Source organism: Streptomyces sp. NPDC002845 (genome assembly GCF_053591955.1).
Map to the genome: position 1 here is coordinate 62,674 of NZ_JBSFUU010000006.1, position 19,109 is coordinate 81,782.

Here is a 19,109-nt window from a genome sequence, read left to right on the forward strand (position 1 = left end):
ATGTCCAAGCACACGCTCTCGGTGCTCGTCGAGAACAAGCCCGGCGTCCTCGCCCGGATCACCGCCCTGTTCTCCCGCCGCGGCTTCAACATCGACTCCCTCGCCGTCGGCGTCACCGAGCACCCCGACATCTCCCGCATCACCATCGTGGTGAACGTGGAGGACCTGCCGCTGGAGCAGGTGACCAAGCAGCTCAACAAGCTCGTCAACGTGCTGAAGATCGTCGAGCTGGAGCCGGGTTCGGCCGTTCAGCGCGAACTCGTTCTGGTGAAGGTGCGCGCCGACAACGAGACGCGCTCCCAGATCGTTGAGATCGTCCAGCTGTTCCGCGCCAAGACCGTCGACGTCTCCCCGGAGGCCGTCACCATCGAGGCCACCGGCAGCAGCGACAAGCTGTCCGCCATGCTCAAGATGCTGGAGCCGTACGGCATCAAGGAGCTCGTCCAGTCCGGCACGATCGCGATCGGACGCGGATCGCGTTCGATCACGGACCGGTCGCTGCGCGCACTGGACCGGTCCGCGTAAGGATGGCGACGGGCGGTCGGCACGGCGAGTGAGCCGAAGGGGCGCGTTGGTGTCGAGCGTACGAGCGCGCGGAGCGCCCGACGAAGAAGGGCCGAGCACGGTCGTACGCTCGACACCGGCTGGAGCGCCCCGGAGGCGAACCGAGCCCTAAAAAAGGGACGCCTTCCGCCCGTATGGCGAGACCCGAAGACTTCCCCGCTCCTCACCGTCATACGGTGGGACGCAACACCTGCACACAAGGAGAGAACCCAAAGTGGCCGAGCTGTTCTACGACGACGACGCCGACCTGTCCATCATCCAGGGCCGCAAGGTCGCGGTCATCGGCTACGGCAGCCAGGGCCACGCCCACGCGCTGTCGCTGCGTGACTCGGGTGTCGACGTCCGCGTCGGTCTGCACGAGGGCTCCAAGTCCAAGGCGAAGGCCGAGGAGCAGGGCCTGCGCGTGGTCACCCCGGCCGAGGCCGCCGCCGAGGCCGACGTCATCATGATCCTGGTGCCGGACCCGATCCAGGCGCAGGTGTACGAGGAGCACATCGCCCCGAACCTGAACGACGGCGACGCCCTCTTCTTCGGCCACGGCTTCAACATCCGCTTCGGCTTCATCAAGCCCCCGGCCGGCATCGACGTCTGCATGGTCGCCCCGAAGGGCCCGGGCCACCTGGTCCGCCGCCAGTACGAGGAGGGCCGCGGCGTTCCGTGCATCGCGGCCGTCGAGCAGGACGCCACCGGCAACGCGTTCGCGCTGGCGCTGTCGTACGCCAAGGGCATCGGCGGCACCCGCGCCGGCGTCATCAAGACGACCTTCACCGAGGAGACCGAGACCGACCTGTTCGGTGAGCAGGCCGTCCTCTGCGGTGGTACGGCCGCGCTGGTCAAGGCGGGCTTCGAGACGCTGACCGAGGCCGGCTACCAGCCGGAGATCGCGTACTTCGAGTGCCTGCACGAGCTGAAGCTGATCGTCGACCTCATGTACGAGGGCGGCCTGGACAAGATGCGCTGGTCGGTCTCCGAGACCGCCGAGTGGGGCGACTACGTCACCGGCCCGCGGATCATCACCGACGCCACCAAGGCCGAGATGAAGCAGGTCCTCGCCGAGATCCAGGACGGCACGTTCGCCCAGAACTGGATGGACGAGTACCACGGCGGTCTGAAGAAGTACAACGAGTACAAGACCCAGGACTCCGAGCACCTGCTGGAGACCACGGGCAAGGAGCTGCGCAAGCTCATGTCGTGGGTCAACGACGACGAGGCGTAAGTCCGTGCGAACGGGGCCGCGGCGACGCGCCGCGGCCCCGTCGCCGAACCCCGGGTCATGCCTCGTCCGTGGAGTACCGGCCACGGACGAGTGATCCTTCCGCAGGGGCGTAAGACGACCTCCGCCGCGCCACTACACTGCCGTACTACATACGCGTCAGGCCCACAGCGTCGTGCGTCTTCCACGCGGACACCACCCCCTCCACCGCCTGCGGCCGTCGGGACGGCCGTCCGCAGCATTGGACTTGTGAGGACTCACGTGAGCTCGAAACCAGTCGTACTCATCGCTGAAGAGCTGTCGCCCGCGACCGTCGACGCGCTCGGGCCGGACTTCGAGATCCGGCAGTGCAACGGAGCGGACCGAGCCGAACTGCTCCCCGCCATCGCCGACGTCGACGCGATCCTGATCCGCTCGGCCACCAAGGTCGACGCCGAGGCGGTCGCGGCCGCGAACCAGCTGAAGGTCGTCGCACGAGCCGGCGTCGGCCTGGACAACGTGGACGTCTCCGCCGCCACCAAGGCCGGCGTGATGGTCGTCAACGCCCCCACCTCGAACATCGTGACCGCCGCCGAGCTGGCCTGCGGTCTCGTCCTCGCCACCGCGCGCCACATCCCGCAGGCCAACACGGCCCTGAAGAACGGCGAGTGGAAGCGCAGCAAGTACACCGGTGTCGAGCTCGCCGAGAAGACCCTCGGTGTCGTCGGCCTCGGGCGCATCGGCGCGCTCGTCGCCCAGCGCATGTCGGCCTTCGGCATGAAGGTCGTCGCGTACGACCCGTATGTGCAGCCCGCGCGCGCCGCGCAGATGGGCGTGAAGGTCCTCTCGCTGGACGAGCTGCTCGAAGTGTCCGACTTCATCACCGTCCACCTGCCGAAGACCCCCGAGACGCTCGGCCTCATCGGCGCCGAGGCGCTGCAGAAGGTCAAGCCGAGCGTCCGCATCATCAACGCGGCCCGTGGTGGGATCGTCGACGAGGCGGCGCTGTACTCGGCGCTCAAGGAGGGCCGCGTCGCGGGCGCGGGGCTCGACGTGTACGCGAAGGAGCCGTGCACCGACTCCCCGCTCTTCGAGCTCGACGAGGTCGTCTGCACCCCGCACCTCGGCGCCTCCACCGACGAGGCCCAGGAGAAGGCGGGCATCGCGGTCGCCAGGTCCGTCCGCCTCGCCCTCGCCGGTGAGCTGGTGCCGGACGCCGTCAACGTCCAGGGCGGTGTCATCGCCGAGGACGTCAAGCCGGGCCTGCCGCTCGCCGAGCGCCTCGGCCGCATCTTCACCGCCCTCGCGGGCGAGGTCGCGGTCCGTCTCGACGTCGAGGTGTACGGCGAGATCACCCAGCACGACGTGAAGGTGCTGGAGCTGTCGGCGCTGAAGGGCGTCTTCGAGGACGTCGTCGACGAGACGGTCTCGTACGTCAACGCCCCGCTGTTCGCCCAGGAGCGCGGCGTCGAGGTGCGCCTGACCACGAGCTCGGAGTCCCCGGACCACCGCAACGTCGTCACCGTGCGCGGCACCCTCGCGGACGGCGAGGAGGTCTCCGTCTCCGGCACGCTGGCCGGTCCCAAGCACCACCAGAAGATCGTCGCCGTGGGCGAGTACGACGTCGACCTGGCCCTCGCGGACCACATGGTCGTCCTCAAGTACGTCGACCGCCCGGGCGTCGTCGGCACCGTCGGCCGTGTCTTCGGCGAGGCGGGCGTCAACATCGCCGGCATGCAGGTCTCGCGTCTGACCGCCGGCGGCGAGGCCCTCGCCGTCCTCACCGTGGACGACACAGTGCCGCAGCCGGTGCTGACGGAGGTCGCCGAGGAGATCGGCGCGACATCGGCGCGGTCGGTGAACCTGGTCTGAGAGTGCGACTCTGAGGTCTGTTCGCACGAGGGCTGAGGCCCGGCCACCTGTGGGCCGGGCCTCAGCCCTTTGCCGGTTGCGCGAGTGCCTACTCGCCTTCGTCGCGGAGCCCGGTTCCTCGAACGCCGGCCGGAGGGCTGACGATCCACCAGCCCGCCCACCTCTCAAGACCATCCCTCAAGAACCCTCACCCCTCAAGCAAGCACCCTCTCCCCCTCCGCGCACTCCGTGTCCCGTACCCGCACCTCCCGCAACGCCCTCACAGCCACCACCCCGGCCCCCAGCAGGACCACCGCCCCCGCCAGCGCGGCGCCCTGCATGCCGGCGGTGAACGCCTCCCGCGCGGCCGCCGCCAGGGCGGAACCCGTCTGCCCGGGCATACCGTCGGCCACGGCGAGCGCGCCGCCCAGGGTCTCCCGGGCCGCGGCCGGGGCGGTGGACGGAATCTCGTCGTGGTAGACCGCCGTACCGATGGAGCCGAGGGCCGCCATACCGAGGGCGCCGCCGAACTCCTGGCCGGTCTCCAGGAGGGAGGAGGCGGAGCCGGCCTTCTCGACGGGGGCCGTGCCCAGGACGAGGTCGGTCATCTGGGACATCACGGTGACGATGCCGGAGGCGAGGACGCCCGCGCCGGCCAGGACCAGCCACAGGGAGTCCGTGCCGGCCAGGGCGAGCAGGCCGTAGCCGGCCGCGGCGGTGACGAAGCCGGCCCCCACGACGTACGCGCGGTTCACGCCACGCTGCACGAGCCGGCCCGTCACCGGTACCGCCACGCCGATGAGCACCGAGGGCAGCAGGGACCACAGCGCGGCCTCCAGGGCGCTCTTGTCGAGGACGGACTGAAGGTACTGGGTCGTGAAGTAGGCCGAGCCCATCATTCCGAAGGCGGCGACGAGGTTCAGAGCGACGGCGGGCGCGAAGCCCCGGCCGCCGAACAGCGACGGTGAGATCAGCGGGGACGCCGTCGTGCGCTGGCGGTGGACGAACAGCGTGGCGAAGAGCAGGCCGACGGTCACCGACATGACGTACCGCACGTTCCAGCCCTCGGACGGGATCTCCTTGAGGCCGTAGATCACGGGCAGGACGGCCGCCATGGACAGGGGCATGCTCAGCAGGTCGAAGCGGCCGGGGGAGGGGCTCCGCGACTCGGGGAGCAGGACGGGGCCGAGGACCAGCAGCAGCGCCATGGCGGGCAGGTTGACCAGGAAGACCGAGCCCCACCAGAAGTACTCGACCATGACGCCGCTCAGCACCGAGCCGAGCGCCACGCCCGCCGTCATCACGCCGGACCAGATGCCGATCGCCTGCGCCCGTTGCCCGGGGTCCGTGAACATCGTGCGGACCAGCGCCATCGTCGAGGGCATCAGGGTCGCGCCGCCGATGCCGAGCACCGCGCGGGCCGCGATCAGGGTCTCGGCGCTGTTCGCGTACGCCGCCACGAGCGATGCGGCGCCGAAGGCGGCCGCGCCGATCAGCAGCAGCCGGCGGCGGCCGATGCGGTCGCCCAGCGCCCCCATCGTCATCAGCAGCCCGGCCAGCACGAACGCGTAGATGTCGAAGATCCACAGCTGCTGGGTGCCGCTCGGCTCCAGGTCCGCGCTGATCTCGGGGATCGCGAAGTAGAGGACCGACACGTCCATCGAGACCAGCAGCAGCGGAAGCATCAGGACCGCGAGGGCGGTCCACTCACGACGTCCGGCGCGCTCGGGAGGGTTCTCGGAGTTCGTCACCATGACAGGGACTGTACGAGCGTTTTATACGCCCGTCTAGTACAAGCGTATAAATCGATCGTCTAGGACGGTTGTATGGATCGGCGGTACCCTGACCCGCATGGGACATCGTGAAGATCTGCTCGAAGGTGCCAAGCGCTGCCTGCTGGAGAAGGGCTTCGCGCGTACGACGGTGCGTGACATCGTCAAGGAGTCGGGGACGAACCTGGCCTCGATCGGCTACCACTACGGCTCGAAGGACGCGCTGCTCGCCCAGGCCTACGTATCGCTGGTCGAGGAGGTCTCCGAAGCCTTCGACGCCACCGAGCAGGCCACTTCCGGGACCGAGCCCGGCTCGGTCGAGCGGTTCCAGGAGGTCTGGTCGAACATCATCGCGACCATGCGCGAGCCCGGTTCGCTGTGGCACCTCAGCATGGAGATCGTGGTCATGGGCGACCGACTGCCGGAGGTGCGCGACCACTTGGCCCGCGCCCAGCGGGAGGGTGGCCGTGGCATCATCCCGATGCTCATGGGCGGGCGGGAGGAGGACGTCCCGGAGGAGGCCGTGGACACGCTCGGCAAGTTCTACACGACCCTCATGACCGGGCTCATCGCCCTGTGGACCTTCGACCCGCCCAGCGCACCCAGCGCGGACGAACTCGCCGACGGGCTGCGCCAGGTGATCGCCGCGGCGACCAAGCCGCGGGAGTGACACCTGCGCCGGCCCCAACCCCGAGCCCCCAGTACGGCAACGAACGCCACGAGCACGAACAGCACGTCGCGGGGCGGAGACGCCGTACGGCCCTCTTCGCCGAGTCGTGAGTCGTCCACCGTCAGGATGACCGGGAGGGATTCGAAGGCGTCCGAGTCGTCGCTGCACGCCTCGTAGCCGATGGAGTCCCCTCATGCCTCGGCCGACACATACGTCTTGGCTCCGGACTCCTTCTGCTCCATGCGGCCGAACATGGCGGGACCGAGATCGACGTCGCGCCGCTCGCAGCCCCCGAGGCCGCCGACCTCGGCCCGGGTCCGCTTCCGCTCGGCGGCGGACTCCTCGCGGCGGGTGTGATCAAGACCAATATCGATGCGATCAAGACAAGCTTCTGAAAACGATTGTCATCGTGCTACGGTCGGCCCACATTCAACTTTTGACCTTGCCCTTACCCGGAGTGTCCCGTGCGCGTCCCCGCCCGTCTTCTTCCCCTCACCGCGGTCACCGCGGCCTCCGCCCTGCTCACCGGCTGTTTCGCGTCGTCCGAGTCGAGTGACACGTCCGCCGAGGGCAAACGCATACGCCTGGCGATGATGCAGCCGCCGAGATCGGGGCTGTCGCCGCTGTCCGACGACGCGTTCAAGCTGTCGCGCTGGTCGACGGCGGAGACGCTGGTGAAGCTGGACGCGGAGGGTGACGCGCAGCCCGCGCTGGCGACCGAGTGGGAGCAGTCCGGGAAGAGCTGGACGTTCACGCTCCGGGACGGGGTCAGCTTCCACGACGGTACGGAGCTGACCGCCGAGGCCGTCGTGAACTCGCTGACCGAGGCGGCGACCGCCTCCCCCAAGCCGCGCATCCTCGACGGCGTCGACCTGACGGTGGAGGCCGAGGGCGACAAGGTGACGGTCACGACGGGCACCGAGGACCCGCTCGTCCCGCAGCGGCTGAGCTCGCCGCAGCTGTCGATCCTGGCGGCGAAGGCGTACGAGGGGAAGACCGTCAACCCCGTCGGCGCGGGCACCGGCCCCTTCGAGCTGACGAAGGTCAACGGCACGTCCTCCGCTTCCCTCGACCGCTACGACGAGTACTGGGGAGGCAAGGCCAAGGCCTCCGGGATCGACGCGAAGTTCGTGCCGGACGGCACCGCCCGCGCGGCCGCCCTGCGCAGCGGCGAGGCCGACATCGTCGAATCGGTGCCGGTGTCTCAGGCCGCGGTGCTCGACCAGGACCTGATCACCGAGGTCCCGATGCCGCGCACGAACACGCTGTACCTGAACACCGAGAAGGGCGTCTTCAAGGACGCCTCGCTGCGGGCCGCCGCCCGTGAGGCCCTCGACACGAAGTCGATCGTCGACGGCGTGTACGAGGGACGGGCCGATGTCGCCGAGGGGCTGCTCGGCCCGGCGCTCCCGTGGGCCGCCGAACTGCGGTCGCCCGTCGAGCGGGAGGCCGAGGCCGGTGACCCGGACGGCGCGACCGTCACCCTCGGCACCTTCACCGACCGCGCCGAGCTGCCCGAGGTCGCGGCCACACTGCAGCAGCAGCTCCAGAAGGCCGGATTCAAGGTGAAGCTCGACATCCGCGAGTACGCGAACATCGAATCCGACATGCTGGCGGGCGAGTTCGACGCCTTCATCCTCTCCCGCGCCACCGTTCTCGACTCCGGCGACCCGGCCGCCTACCTCTACAGCGACTTCGCCTCCGACGGCTCCTTCAACATCCCCCAGCTCGCCGACAAGACCGTCGACGAGGCGCTGGACAAGGCCAATCAGACCGAGACCGGTGATGCGCGCCGCCAGGCCGTCATCGAGGCCGAGGCCGCCGTGCTCGCCACCGACGCCGCGGTGCCGATGCTCCACGAGCGTGTGATCCAGGGCGACGCGGCCGGGGTCGTGGACGCGGCGCACGACCCGCGCGAGCGCGAGCTCGTCACGGTGGACACCTACGTCCAGTGAAAGCCCGTCTGAAGAGGCTGGCCGGCCCCACCGGATCGACCCGTCTCGTCTGTCTCGTCACCGTCGTCGCCGCCGTGGGCCTGCTGCCCTGGCTCTCCGGCCGGGACCCCGCTCTGACGGTCCTGCGGGCACGCTCCGCCGAACAGGAGGCGACCGAGGAGGCGCTGTCCGCGATCCGCGCCGACCTGGGCCTCGACAGCGGTCCCCTTTCGCTGCTCGGGAGTTGGGCGTCCGGGCTGCTGCGCGGTGACCTCGGCACCTCGTGGGTGTCGGGCACGGACGTCCTGCCGTCCGTCGTCTCCGGCCTCCAGGTCTCCCTGGGGCTGATGGGCGCGGCCTTCGCCGTGGCGGTGCTGCTGGCGTGCGCGCTGGTCGCGCCGGTTCTGGTACGGGGCCGGGGGTCGGCCGGGGCGTTCGCCGCGATGCTGGCCGCCGTGCCCGAGTTCCTGCTCGCCACGGTCGCGCTGCTGGTGTGCGGGGTGTGGCTGGGCTGGCTGCCGACGTCCGGCTGGCAGGGCCCGGAGTACATGGTCCTGCCCGCCCTCGCTCTCGGCGTCCCGGCAGGCGGGCTGCTCGGCCGTCTGGTCGCGGACGCGCTGCCCGCCGTGCTGGACGAGCGGTGGGTGGAGCTGTGGCGGGGTGCGGGGGTCGGCCGGGCGCGGATCGCGGGGGCCGCCCTTCGGCGCGTACTGCCGCCCCTGATCCCGCAGTTCGGGATGGTCGCCGTCGGTCTCACCGGTGGCGCGGTCGCCGTGGAGGTGGTGTTCGCGGTGCCCGGCATCGGGCGTACGGCCCTCGGCGCGGCCAGGTCGCAGGACCTGCCGCTGCTTCAGGGCGCCGTCCTCGCCCTGCTCGCCCTCGGACTGGTCACCGGCGCGCTGGCCACGCTCGCACGGCGCCGGATGCTGGGACCCGCCCTGCGCGACGCCGGGCTCAGCCTGCCGCCGGCCCGCCCGGTCCGCGTGCACCCGGCGATCCCGCTGGCGCTCGCCGCCGTCCTCGCCGTGACCATCGGCTGGGGCCTGCTGCGCGACCCGTACCTGGTGGACACGACGAACCGGCTGGCCGCGCCCTCGTGGTCGTACCCGCTCGGCACCGACGGCCTGGGCCGTGACGTGCTCGCCCGGCTCGGGCACGGGGCCGCCTCGACGGTCGGCACGGCGGCGGCCGTCTGTCTGCTCGGTCTGCTGATCTCCCTGGCGCTCGGCTTCCTGCCGGGCGTGGCCGCCGGGGCCGCCGACATCGCCAATGCCCTGCCCCCGGTGATCGTCGGCATCCTGGTCGCGGCGGTCGTGGGGCCCGGCACCGGCGGCGCCGCCCTCGCGGTCACCCTGCTGTCCTGGCCCGCGCTGTCCGCGCACGCGGCGGCGCTGGTGCAGGAGGTGCGGGCGTCGGCGTTCCTGACCGCCCAACGGGCCATCGGCGCACCACCGTGGTGGATCCTCACCCGGCACGTGCTCCCGTCGGTGGCCGGGCCCGTGTCCCGCCACGCCCTTCTCCGCCTCCCCGGCATCGCCCTCGCCCTGGCCTCACTCGGCTTCCTGGGCCTGGGCACCCAGCCGCCCACCCCCGAGTGGGGCCTGCTGCTCGACGAGTCCCGCGCGTACGTGGAACGGGCGCCCTGGGCGGCCCTGGCTCCGGCGGTCGCGCTGGCCGTGATGGCGGGACTGGCGGTGTCGGGCGCCTCCTACGCGGAGGGGCGGCCGCGCACGGCCCGCCGTACGCCTCGGCTCACGTTCCCGTCCCGCACGAAGGAGCGCTCCCTTGTCCACTGACGCTCTGCTGTCGGTCCGTGACCTGCGGGTCGCCTTCGGCGCCGTCGAGGCCGTACGCGGCCTGTCCTTCGACGTCCGCCCCCGCGAAGTCCTCGCCCTGGTCGGGGAGTCGGGCGCGGGCAAGTCGCTCACGGCGCGGGCGGTGCTGGGCATGGCGCCCCGGGAGGCGAGCGTGTCGGGGAGCGTACGGCTGCGGGAGGGGGCCGTGGCCGCGTCGTACGCCGAACTCGTGGACGCCGACCGCCCGATGCTGGCCGCCCTGCGCGGCCGCCGCCTCGCGCTCGTCCCCCAGGACGCCCTCTCCGCGCTCTCGCCCGTACACCCGGTCGGCGACCAACTCGCCGCCGCCGTACGGTCGGTCGCCGGGGTCTCGCGCAAGGAGGCCCGGGCCCGGGCGGTCGCCGCACTCGACCGGGTGGGGATCGCGGACGCCGTACGCAAGGCGCGGGCGTATCCGCACGAGTACTCCGGCGGTATGCGGCAGCGGGCCGTGATCGCCATGGCGACGATCAACGAACCGGACCTGGTCGTCGCCGACGAGCCCACCACGGCCCTCGACGCGGACCTCCAGGAACAGGTGCTCCGGGTCCTCGGCGAGCAGCGCGAGGCCCTCGGCGCCGCGCTCGTGCTGGTCACGCACGATCTGTCGGTCGTACGCGACCACGCCGACCGCGTGCTCGTCATGTACGCCGGCCGCCAGGTCGAACAGGGCCCGGCCGACGAGGTGCTGGCCCGCCCCCGGGCGCCGTACACGGCGGGCCTGCTGGCGTCGCTGCCGCCCGAGGAGCGGGCCGTCGGTGGCCGACGCCTGCCCACCATCCCCGGCACCCCGCCCTCCCCGGCCGCCCTCCCGCCCGGCTGCGCCTTCGCGCCGCGCTGCCCGCTCGCCGAGGACCGCTGCCACCGCGAGGAACCGCAGCCGTGGGCGAACGGCGACGGACGCGAGGTGTCCTGCCACCGCTGGGACGAAGTGCCGTACCCGGCAGCCGAGTTGTTCCTGGAGCAGCCCGTATGACGCAGATGAGCAGCCCTCTACCCAGCAGTCCTCTGCTGGACGTTCGTGACCTGGTCGTGCGCTACGGTGACGTCACGGCCGTCGATCACGTCTCCTTCACCGTGGACGCCGGGGAGACCGTGGCCCTGAACGGCCCGTCGGGCTGCGGCAAGTCCTCCACGGTCGCCGCCGTGCTCCAGCTGCGCCGCCCCGACTCGGGTGAAGTCCACTTCGAGGGCCGTGACTTGACGACTCTCCCCGAACGCGAACTCCGCCCGCTCCGCCCCCGGATGCAACCCGTCTTCCAGGACCCCTACGGCTCCCTCAGCCCCCGCCACCGCATCCGTGACGCGGTCGCGGAACCCCTGCGCGTCCAGGGCCGCTGGGACACGACGGGCCCCGCCCGGGTCGCCGAACTCCTCGACCGCGTCGGCCTCGACCCGGCATACGGCGACCGCCTCCCGCACGAACTCTCCGGCGGCCAGTGCCAACGCGCCGGAATCGCCCGCGCACTGGCTTCCGAGCCGCGCCTGCTCGTCCTCGACGAGCCGGTGTCCGCCCTCGACCCGTCCGTCCGCGCCGGAGTCCTCAACCTCCTCGCCGACCTCCAGGACGAGCTGGGACTCGGGTACCTGTTCATCTGCCACGACCGGGCGGTGGTACGCCACTTCGCGGGCCGTTCGATCGAGATGCGGGCAGGACGGCTCGTACGGCCGTAGCGCTCCTGCGGCCGTACGGTCGCTACGCACCCCCCCGCCCACGCGACCACCATCGCACAGGCGGCCCGGCCAGGAACGCGGCGGGACGGAGCCTCACGAAGACAAGCAACGCAGCCCCAGGACTACTCAGAGCCGATGCGCCTTCAACGCCATGTGCAGCAGCAACCGGTCCTCCCCGTCGTCCAGATCCAGCCCCGTGAGCTGCTCCACCCGTGAGAGCCGGTAGTACAGCGTCTGCCGGTGGACGCCCAGCTCGGCTGCCGTGCGGCCGGCCTGGCCCGCGCGGTCGAGGAAGGCCTCGGCGGTGCGGGCGAGGTCGTGGTGGGCGGGGGTGAGGAGGCGGCGTACGGCGGGGTCCTGCGGGGAGTGTGGGGGGAGGGAGGTGAGGAGGCGGTACGGGCCGATGGAGTTCCACTCGGCGACCGGGCCGAGGCGGGGTTCTGCCAGGGCGGCGCGGGCGGCGGAGGAGGCCTCGTGCCAGGCGGTGGCCAGGTCGGCGAGGCCGGAACGGGGGGTGGTGACGCCGGCCGCGGATTTCGTTCCCGCCCGCTCCAGGAGCCGTGAGGCCGCCGTCAGCGCGGGGGCCGTCGCGTCCGCCGAGCGGAGGCGGACCAGGAGGGCGAGGCTCTGGGTGGTCGCGCCCCACGGGACCGCGCAGAGCGCCGTCGCCCCCGGCACCGTACGGACGGAGGGGTCGGCGCCGGGCCAGGGCGCCACGCAGACCACCGTGTGGATGCCGTCGGCGCGCGGGCCGAGGGCCGTGCGGAGCTCGGTGACCGCCAGGTCACGCTGCCCGTCGCGCTCGGCGACGAGGACCGCCCTCAGTTCGCGGGTCAGGTCGGCGCCCGCCTGGGCCTCGTCGGCGAGGAGGGCGCCGATGCGGGCGGCGACCTCCATGGCGGCGGCGAGCTGGGCGGGGGAGGGGCCCGGCTCGGTCTCCAGGAGCCAGACGTAGCCGAGGACGACACCCCGGTGGCGTACGGGAAGGCAGATCCGGCCCCGGTGGACGCCGGCCTCCGGGGTGCGGGGGATGTGCACCGGACCCGTGGCCCGGGTGATGCCGAAACCCTCGAACCACTCCCGTACCGCGGACGTCGACCGGCGCGTGAGGATCGAGCGGGTGCGCACCGGGTCCAGCGCCGACGCGTCGAGGTCGCCCTCACTGTCGTACGCCCCGAAGGCGATCAGCTCGAAATCGCGGTTCTCCAGGGTCGCGGGGGCGCCCAGGAGCTCCGAGATGTCGTCGACCAGCTCTTGGTAGTCACCCTTGTGTTCCGACGTCACAGGGGCATTCTCCCGCAGATCCGCGCCGTCTTCATACATCTGTCTGAGATCTGCGGCACGGATGCGTGACAGCTGTCGATGGCAGACGATCGGAGGGATCCTTAGGTTTCACGGTGGTTCTCCGTGCCGTACCCGAATCGTCGGGTACCGGCCTCGTGTTGGTTGTGTTGTGGAGGTGCCCCGTGCTGGGTCCCGTGATTCTCGCCGCGTCGCGCAGCGACCGGATGCGACGCCTGATCTCGGCGGCCCCGGTCACCAAGCAGGTCGTCGACCGCTTCATCCCCGGTGAGACGGTGGACGACATCGTCCCGGTCGTCCGGGACCTCACCGGCCGGGGTCTGGAAATGACCCTGGACGTCGTCGGCGAGGACATCACCTCACCGGCGCAGGCCGCCGCTGCCCGTGACGCCTACCTGGAGCTGATCGACCGGCTCAAACCGCTGGAGCTCGGCCCGATGGTCGAGATGTCGGTCAAGCTGTCCATGTTCGGGCAGTCCCTCCCGTCGCCCACCACCACCCTCAACCGAGGGCCCTCCGGGCCCACCTCTACATTCCCGGGCGGTCACGACCTCGCCCTCGCCAACGTCCGCCCCGTCGTCGAGGCCGCCGCCGAGATCGGTACGACCGTGACGCTGGACGCGGAGGACCACACCACCCTCGACTCGATGTTCGCCATCCACGACGAACTGCGGAAGGACTTCCCGCAGACCGGCTGCGTGATCCAGTCCTACCTCTTCCGCACCGAGGCCGACGCCCGCCGCCTCGCCGCGAACGGCAGCCGCGTACGCCTGGTGAAGGGCGCGTACAAGGAGCCCGCCGAGGTCGCGTACCAGCAGAAGTCCGAGATCGACAAGGCGTATGTGCGCATCCTGAAGGTGCTGATGCAGGGAGAGGGGTACCCGATGATCGGGTCCCACGACCCGCGTCTGATCTCCATCGGACAGGAGCTCGCGCGTCGCGCCGGGCGAAAGCTCGACGAGTACGAGTTCCAGATGCTGTACGGCATCAGGAACGACGAGCAGGCGCGGCTCGCCGCCGAAGGGCACCGGGTGCGCGTGTACACGGCGTACGGCACCGACTGGTACGGCTATTTCATGCGCCGCCTCGCAGAGAAGCCCGCCAACCTGCAGTTCTTCCTGCGCAGCATGATCACAAAGGGCTGACTCACACCGCTCAGTAAGGAGTACGGAAACCATGGACGCTGTAACCCAGGTCCCCGCCCCCGTCAACGAGCCGGTGCACGGCTACGCCCCCGGCTCGCCCGAGCGGGTCCGGCTGGAGGCCCGGCTGAAGGAACTGGCCGAGAACCCCATCGACCTGCCGTGCACCATCGGCGGCGAGCAGCGGATGGGTGGCGGCGAGCGATTCGACATCGTGCAGCCGCACAACCACAAGGCCCGCCTCGGCACCTACGGCAACGCCACCCAGCAGGACGCGCAGGACGCCATCGACGCGGCCCTCGCCGCCGCGCCCGCCTGGCGTGCGATGGCCTTCGACGACCGCGCCGCGATCATCCTGCGCGCCGCCGAGCTGCTGTCCGGCCCGTGGCGCGAGACGCTGGCCGCCTCCACCATGCTCGGCCAGTCGAAGACCGCCCAGCAGGCCGAGATCGACACTCCGTGCGAGCTGATCGACTTCTGGCGCTTCAACGTGAAGTACGCCCGTGACCTGCTCGCCGAGCAGCCCCCGGCCAACTCCCCGGGCGTCTGGAACCGCCTCGACCACCGCCCGCTGGAGGGCTTCGTCTACGCGGTCACCCCGTTCAACTTCACGGCGATCGCGGGCAACCTGCCGACGGCGCCCGCCCTCATGGGCAACGTCGTCGTCTGGAAGCCGTCCCCGACGCAGACCCATGCGGCGGTCTTGCTCATGCAGCTCCTTGAGGAGGCCGGTCTGCCCAAGGGCGTCATCAACCTCGTCACCGGCGACGGCGTCGAGGTCTCCAAGGTCGCCCTGGAACACCGTGACCTCGCGGGCATCCACTTCACCGGCTCGACCAAGACCTTCCACTACCTGTGGAAGACGGTCGGCGCCAACATCGAGAAGTACCGTTCCTACCCGCGCATCGTCGGCGAGACCGGCGGCAAGGACTTCCTGGTCGCCCACCCGAGCGCCGACCGGGCCATCCTGAAGACCGCCCTGACCCGCGGTGCCTTCGAGTACCAGGGCCAGAAGTGCTCGGCCACCTCCCGCGCCTACGTCCCGGCGTCGATCTGGAACTCCGGCTTCAAGGAGGAGTTCGCGGCCGAGGTCGACCAGCTGGCCATGGGTGACGTCACCGACCTCTCCAACTTCATCGGTGCCGTCATCGACGAGCGCGCCTTCGCCAAGAACAAGGCCGCCATCGACCGCGCCAAGGAGGACCCGGCCTGCACGATCGTCGCGGGCGGCTCGTACGACGACTCGGTCGGCTACTTCGTGCGCCCGACCGTCGTCGAGTGCAGCGACCCGGAGAACGAGGTCTTCAGGACCGAGTACTTCGGTCCGTTCATCGCGGTGCACGTCTACGAGGACGGCGCGTACGACGAGATGCTGACCCAGATGGAGGCGGTGTCGGACTACGCCCTCACCGGAGCGGTGATCGCGGGCGACCGTGCGGCCGCCGCGTACACGGCGCAGAAGCTGCGCTACGCCGCCGGCAACTTCTACATCAACGACAAGTCGACCGGCGCCGTCGTCGGCCAGCAGCCCTTCGGCGGCGGTCGTGCGTCCGGCACGAACGACAAGGCCGGCGCCCCGCAGAACCTGATGCGCTGGACCCTGACCCGCGCCATCAAGGAGACGCTGGTCCCGCCGACCGACTACACGTACCCGCACATGGGCTGAGGCCCTCACCTACGGACGCCGGGCCCTCGGACCAGGGCCCGGCGTTCTGTCTTTTCTACCATTACCCCAGCTCAGAGCCGTGTGACCCAATGCACTGTCTCAGATAGTAGGAAGCCCAAGTAATTGTGGAGACAGATGCCCGGTCCTCGCTTAGTTTTGTAGGAGCCGAACGTCTCGCTCGATCCAGCGAATGGCGGTCGTGAGCCGGAGCCCGAAGGCAGGCAACCCCTGCGGCACCGCTCCCCGCCCCATCTGGGGGCACCTCCCACGCCCTTAAAGGCAGTGGGGGAGTCTCGTAACCCCTTTTCCGCACTCCGGGATTTCGAAGGAGTCGATCCCCCATGGCCGAGACGACCGTCCGCCGCCGAGTCCGTCACCTCTCCCGTACGACGAGCGAGTCCGACCGCAAGCAGGCCGCCGCCGCGCTCCAGCGCGCCCTCGACCGCAGGGACAACGGCGGATCCACGGGCCACTGAGCCCTGACCAGCCGCACCACCACAAGGATCAGCCGCACCACCACAAGCCGGGAGCCGCACCCGCACGGGGTGCGGCGCGGGCCGGGTCTCAGGCTCAGGCTCCGCGCCGCACCTCGAAGTGGTCGATCCGCGCCCCGTTCTGCGCGAGCGCCGACACCTTCAGCCGGGCCGCCGCGCCGGTCTCCGCCTCCACCGAGAGGAACGAGAAGCCGGTGTAGCGCACCCGCGACCACTCCACGGTCTCCGAGTCCTTGTCCCGCGACTCCGTCCAGGAGTACGACTTCACCGGCTCGCGGTCCGTCTCCGCCCGGCCCTCGTAGCTGTCCGCGACCCCGTCCGGGAACCCGTACAGCGTCTTGCCCGCGCCGCCCGCCGTCACGTACACGATCCCGTCCCGCGTCGGATCGGTCGACGCCCCTACCGGCACCGCCCGGCCCACCTCGCCGTCCTTGATGGCGTCGGTGCGCTCGTACACATGGTTGTGGCCGTTGATCACCAGGTCCACCTGGTGCCGGGTGAACAGGGGCAGCCAGGCGTCGCGCAGGCCGCCGTCCGAGGCGTGTGTGGACGTCGAGTACATGCAGTGGTGGAAGAAGACCACGATGAAGTCCACGGAACCGGACGCCCGCAGCTCGTCCAGGCGCTTGTCCAGCCACGCCGTCTGCCTGCCGTCCGTGTAGCCCCTGTTGGCGGGGATCTCGTACGACACGTCGTTCGCGTCCAGGGACACGACGCCGACGTTGCCGTACACGAACGAGTAGACGCCCGGCGCCCCGCGTGGGTCGAAGCCGTTGTCCGGCAGTGTCCAGCGGGCGAGTTGGCCGCCGTAGCCGTCCGGTGAGTACCAGGCCTCCATGTCGTGGTTGCCGTACGAGACCATCCACGGCACCGACTTGGCGACCGACTCGGTCTGCGCGAGGAACTGGTCCCACACGCGGGCGTCGTAGGTGTCGTCCTCCTTGCCGTGGCCGGTCGTGTCGGCATAGCAGATGTCGCCCGCGTGGAGGTGGAAGGCGGGGTTCCGGCCCAGGATCACCTGGTCGTTGGCGAGTGCGTCGTAGCTGACGCCCTGGTCGCCGAAGGCGGTGAAGGTGAAGGACTCCGCGCGCGCCGGTGCCGTACGGAAGATGCCGAGCGTCTCCAGGCGTTCGGCGGGGTCGAAGCCCTCGTGGCCCACGCCGTAGTAGTACGTCGTGCCGGGCCGGAGGCCGTCGAGGGCCGCGTGCAAGTAGTACTGGTCGACCGCCGGGAGCTTCTTCGACAGGGACGGGGTGTGCAGGTCCCGCACCTCCGCCTCGATCCGGCGGCTCAGGTCCCAGGGCTTCAACCCGACCCGGACGTACGGCTTGCGGATGGCGAACGGCACCTGCCAGGAGATCCGCATCTGCGTCTTCGGGTCGGCGCCGAAGGCGAGTCGGCGGCCGAACGGGGCGACGACGGCACCGTCGACCTGAGCGGTGGCCGGGGCCGGAGCGGGCGTCCGACGCCGGGTGGGCGTCTCGGAATCCGTGCAGCCGGCCGTCAGCAGCCCGCTCGCCACCGCGCCCGCCGTCACCAGGGCGCGGCGCCGCGACAGCTTCGTACGCAGGTACTCGTGCTGCTCCGGCATGCTCAGCCGGCGCGCGAGCGGCTCCGGGATGCCGACGTTCGGGGTGTCCATGAGTAGGGAACTTCCCAGCAGTCCCCAACTCCCCGCAAACATACGGGTGAACGCCAGTCAACGGATGAGGGCCGGAGTGACCCGTACGCGTCCACATCACGGACACCCCGTGTCATCCCATGGGACAAGGAGTACGGTGCCGTCATGTCTCGCAGCATCAATCTCGCAGTGATCCCCGGGGACGGTATCGGCCAGGAAGTCGTGGCCCAGGGTCTCAAGGTCCTCTCCGCCGTCCTTCCGCAGGATGTGAAGCTGGAGACCAAGGAGTACGACTTCGGCGCCCAGCGTTACCACGCCACCGGTGAGACCCTCACCGACGCCGACCTCGCCGCCCTCAAGCAGCACGACGCGATCCTGCTCGGCGCGATCGGCGACCCGAGCGTTCCTTCCGGCGTCCTGGAGCGCGGCTTCCTGCTCAAGCTCCGCTTCGCCTTCGACCACCACGTCAACCTGCGCCCGAGCAAGCTGCTCCCCGGTGTCGCCACCCCGCTCGCCGGTGAGCCGCAGATCGACTTCGTCGTGGTCCGCGAGGGCACCGAGGGCCCGTACACCGGCAACGGCGGCACCATCAGGAAGGGCACCGAGCACGAGGTCGCCACCGAGGTCTCCGTGAACACGGCCTTCGGCGTCGAGCGCGTGGTCCGCGACGCCTTCGCCCGCGCCCAGGCCCGCCCGCGCAAGAAGCTGGCACTGATCCACAAGAACAACGTGCTGACCTTCGCGGGTCACCTGTGGACGAACATCTTCAACAAGGTGGCCGAGGAGTTCCCCGAGGTCACCACCGAGTACATGCACGTGGACGCGGCGACCATCTACCTGGTCACGCAGCCCGAGCGCTTCGACGTGATCGTCACCGACAACCTCTTCGGCGACATCGTCACCGACCTCGCCGCGGCCGTCTCCGGCGGCATCGGCGTCGCCGCGAGCGGGAACATCAACCCCTCCGGTGAGTTCCCGTCCATGTTCGAGCCCGTGCACGGCTCGGCCCCGGACATCGCCGGCCAGGGCAAGGCCGACCCCTCCGCCACGGTCCTGTCCGTCGCCCTCCTGCTGCGCCACCTCGGCTACGACGCCGAGGCCGCCCGCATCGAGGAGGCCGTCTCCGCCGACCTCGCGGAGCGCGTGGGCAAGCCGGCCCGCAGCACCGACGAGATCGGTGACGCGCTCACCGTACGAGTAGCCGGCTGACCCCGCCGCCACTCGCTCCTCAGTAGCAGTAGCCGCCGGGTCGCATTCGCACCCGGCGGCTTTTCGTATGCGGCGCCGGGTGCCACCATCATCCCCTGGGTCGCATTCACGCCGTTTTCGGCCACGGTCTTCCGCACGCGATAATCGAACGCGGAGCCGCGGTATGAGGGAATGCTCGGACGT

15 protein-coding genes are annotated in these 19,109 nt (G+C 70.7%); 12 read left to right on the forward strand and 3 right to left on the reverse strand.

The window, feature by feature from the left end; translation table 11 throughout:
- The 3 genes from ilvN (at window position 1) to serA (ending at window position 3,628) form a co-directional block, all read left to right on the forward strand.
- On the forward strand, window positions 1–525 hold the full coding sequence (gene ilvN / locus ACWD3C_RS05960) for an acetolactate synthase small subunit (protein WP_451140529.1): 525 nt from the start codon (window positions 1–3) through the stop codon (window positions 523–525).
- A gap of 253 nt (window positions 526–778) precedes the next feature.
- Window positions 779–1,780: a ketol-acid reductoisomerase gene (ilvC, locus tag ACWD3C_RS05965; RefSeq protein ID WP_451140531.1), complete on the forward strand. Its 1,002-nt coding sequence runs from the start codon at window positions 779–781 to the stop codon at window positions 1,778–1,780.
- A 258-nt stretch (window positions 1,781–2,038) separates the two neighbouring features.
- The gene (gene serA, locus ACWD3C_RS05970) at window positions 2,039–3,628 is read left to right on the forward strand and encodes a phosphoglycerate dehydrogenase (RefSeq protein ID WP_451140533.1); all 1,590 of its coding nucleotides are present in this window, start codon (window positions 2,039–2,041) and stop codon (window positions 3,626–3,628) included.
- 194 nt (window positions 3,629–3,822) lie between these two features.
- Here the strand turns inward: serA and ACWD3C_RS05975 are convergent, their stop codons facing one another.
- Entirely contained in the window at window positions 3,823–5,361 is a 1,539-nt protein-coding gene (locus ACWD3C_RS05975) for an MFS transporter (RefSeq protein WP_451140535.1), read from the reverse strand.
- A 97-nt stretch (window positions 5,362–5,458) separates the two neighbouring features.
- Here ACWD3C_RS05975 and ACWD3C_RS05980 point away from each other — a divergent pair, with 97 nt between their 5' ends.
- From ACWD3C_RS05980 to ACWD3C_RS06000, 5 genes are all read left to right on the forward strand, one after another.
- Complete coding sequence (locus ACWD3C_RS05980) at window positions 5,459–6,049, forward strand: TetR/AcrR family transcriptional regulator (RefSeq protein WP_451140537.1); 591 nt, start codon at window positions 5,459–5,461, stop codon at window positions 6,047–6,049.
- A 464-nt stretch (window positions 6,050–6,513) separates the two neighbouring features.
- The gene (locus ACWD3C_RS05985; RefSeq protein ID WP_451140539.1) at window positions 6,514–8,004 is read left to right on the forward strand and encodes an ABC transporter substrate-binding protein; all 1,491 of its coding nucleotides are present in this window, start codon (window positions 6,514–6,516) and stop codon (window positions 8,002–8,004) included.
- A complete protein-coding gene (locus tag ACWD3C_RS05990; protein ID WP_451140541.1) occupies window positions 8,001–9,779 on the forward strand; it encodes an ABC transporter permease subunit in 1,779 nt (592 codons plus the stop codon). Before ACWD3C_RS05985 ends, ACWD3C_RS05990 begins: the two co-directional genes overlap by 4 nt.
- Complete coding sequence (locus ACWD3C_RS05995) at window positions 9,769–10,794, forward strand: ABC transporter ATP-binding protein (RefSeq protein WP_451140543.1); 1,026 nt, start codon at window positions 9,769–9,771, stop codon at window positions 10,792–10,794. The genes ACWD3C_RS05990 and ACWD3C_RS05995 overlap by 11 nt, the downstream gene beginning before the upstream one ends.
- A complete protein-coding gene (locus ACWD3C_RS06000) occupies window positions 10,791–11,492 on the forward strand; it encodes an ATP-binding cassette domain-containing protein (RefSeq protein WP_451140545.1) in 702 nt (233 codons plus the stop codon). The genes ACWD3C_RS05995 and ACWD3C_RS06000 overlap by 4 nt, the downstream gene beginning before the upstream one ends.
- A 126-nt stretch (window positions 11,493–11,618) precedes the next feature.
- Here ACWD3C_RS06000 and ACWD3C_RS06005 read toward each other — a convergent pair whose 3' ends face one another.
- Complete coding sequence (locus ACWD3C_RS06005; protein ID WP_451140547.1) at window positions 11,619–12,815, reverse strand: PucR family transcriptional regulator; 1,197 nt, start codon at window positions 12,813–12,815, stop codon at window positions 11,619–11,621.
- A gap of 143 nt (window positions 12,816–12,958) precedes the next feature.
- Here ACWD3C_RS06005 and ACWD3C_RS06010 point away from each other — a divergent pair, with 143 nt between their 5' ends.
- From ACWD3C_RS06010 to ACWD3C_RS06020, 3 genes are all read left to right on the forward strand, one after another.
- Complete coding sequence (locus ACWD3C_RS06010) at window positions 12,959–13,939, forward strand: proline dehydrogenase family protein (protein WP_451140549.1); 981 nt, start codon at window positions 12,959–12,961, stop codon at window positions 13,937–13,939.
- A 31-nt stretch (window positions 13,940–13,970) separates the two neighbouring features.
- Complete coding sequence (gene pruA, locus ACWD3C_RS06015) at window positions 13,971–15,602, forward strand: L-glutamate gamma-semialdehyde dehydrogenase (RefSeq protein ID WP_451140551.1); 1,632 nt, start codon at window positions 13,971–13,973, stop codon at window positions 15,600–15,602.
- A gap of 341 nt (window positions 15,603–15,943) precedes the next feature.
- Entirely contained in the window at window positions 15,944–16,078 is a 135-nt protein-coding gene (locus tag ACWD3C_RS06020; protein WP_451140553.1) for a hypothetical protein, read from the forward strand.
- A gap of 94 nt (window positions 16,079–16,172) precedes the next feature.
- Here the strand turns inward: ACWD3C_RS06020 and ACWD3C_RS06025 are convergent, their stop codons facing one another.
- Window positions 16,173–17,738, reverse strand: a complete 1,566-nt coding sequence (locus ACWD3C_RS06025) for a purple acid phosphatase family protein (protein ID WP_451140555.1) — start codon at window positions 17,736–17,738, stop codon at window positions 16,173–16,175.
- Window positions 17,739–17,882: 144 nt separating this feature from the next.
- Here ACWD3C_RS06025 and ACWD3C_RS06030 point away from each other — a divergent pair, with 144 nt between their 5' ends.
- A complete protein-coding gene (locus ACWD3C_RS06030) occupies window positions 17,883–18,926 on the forward strand; it encodes a 3-isopropylmalate dehydrogenase (RefSeq protein ID WP_451140557.1) in 1,044 nt (347 codons plus the stop codon).
- Window positions 18,927–19,109: the final 183 nt, after the last annotated feature.